The organism is Marinifilum sp. D714 (assembly GCF_030851345.1).
Lineage (GTDB): Bacteria > Bacteroidota > Bacteroidia > Bacteroidales > Marinifilaceae > Marinifilum.
The window spans coordinates 1-1,280 of record NZ_JALPNU010000059.1; the positions used below are offsets into that span (position 1 = coordinate 1).

Genomic DNA, 1,280 nt, shown 5'->3' on the forward strand with positions numbered 1-1,280 from the left:
GCTTGAATTGGAGTCTTGTGTTCAATACTGGAATGAGGACGCTTATTGTTGTACAGGTTGACAGCTCTTTTAACAGCCTCATTGGCTTGCAAATAATCTTCAAACACATTGTACAAACCATATTCTGACTTTAAGATTCCATTTACCCTCTCAGCTATTGCATTTTCATAGGGATCACCCTTTTCAGTCATTGAGATATTGATTTGTTGACCTTTGAGGTAGTTCACGTAATCATAGCAGCAATACTGTATTCCTCTGTCTGAATGATGTATTAATTTATCTGTTTTCTTCTCATTCTCCAGAGCCATTTGCAGGGCATTCAGTGCACCACGACTTGATAAATCGGGCCATAAGCACCATCCTACGATCTTCTTGGAATAAGCATCGGTTATGAGTGATAAGTAGACGAAACCTTTACTGGTTCGGATGTAGGTAATGTCACTAACCCACAACTGGCAGGAACGGCTTAACTTCATATCCCGAATCAGGTTGGGATATTTTCTATACATGTGATTTGAATTGGTTGTTTTAGGTCCGCGTTTACTATGTCGAACCAGTAATCCATAAGCACTCAATAAAGCATGAAGCTTATCTCTTCCATATGAAATTTTATGTTCCTGCAATTGAGGTTTGAGCAAATAATATAGTTTATCGGTTCCCATGCGGGGATGATCTTTTCTGATCTGCTTGACCATACCCAATATGAGTACAGCATGCAGGTCTTGATTCCGGGCTTTATTTCTGCTCTCGTACCATGCCTGGCGCGATTTCCCAAACAGACCACATATGGCCGCCTTTGAACTCAAAGGATACATATGTGACAGCAGGTCTACTGCTTGGGGCCAGACTTTTTTCTGATTTCAAGTTTATAGTCCTGTTCTGCAATATCAATTATGGTATTCAGAGCTACATTTTTCATTTGAGCCAGCTCCAGTTTCTTTTCCAGTTCTTTAATACGTTTTTCCAACGCTTTGTTATCTGCTTTTTCCTTGGATGTCATAATAGACAAAGATAGATGCAATTCATCAGAATATCTTTCCTGCCATCGTTTTATTATTTTCTTGTATTCCAATGGATTCAACTTGAAGCGATCCCTAGCGTCTTGCACACTTAAATGACCGCAATCGATCTGACTTATTAACCAGCGACGAAAACTAATCTCGTAATTATTGTAATTGATTTTCTCTTGAATAAATCCCTGCATGTTATCGGTTAACATGGCTTCTTTTCCTTTCTTCATGCTCTTGACTTTTTGTGTCAAGCTATTTCAGGGGAAGACA

Annotated in this window: 2 protein-coding genes; both read right to left on the bottom strand. The window is 39.1% G+C overall.

All coding sequences use genetic code 11. The annotated features are described in order from the left end of the window. Positions 1–806, bottom strand: an 806-nt coding sequence (locus tag M0051_RS19525; RefSeq protein WP_306743251.1) for an IS3 family transposase, incomplete at its 3' end; no start/stop codon positions are given. Between the two features lie 23 nt (positions 807–829). Then, on the bottom strand, positions 830–1,240 hold the full coding sequence (locus M0051_RS19530; RefSeq protein ID WP_306743252.1) for a hypothetical protein: 411 nt from the start codon (positions 1,238–1,240) through the stop codon (positions 830–832). Positions 1,241–1,280: the final 40 nt, after the last annotated feature.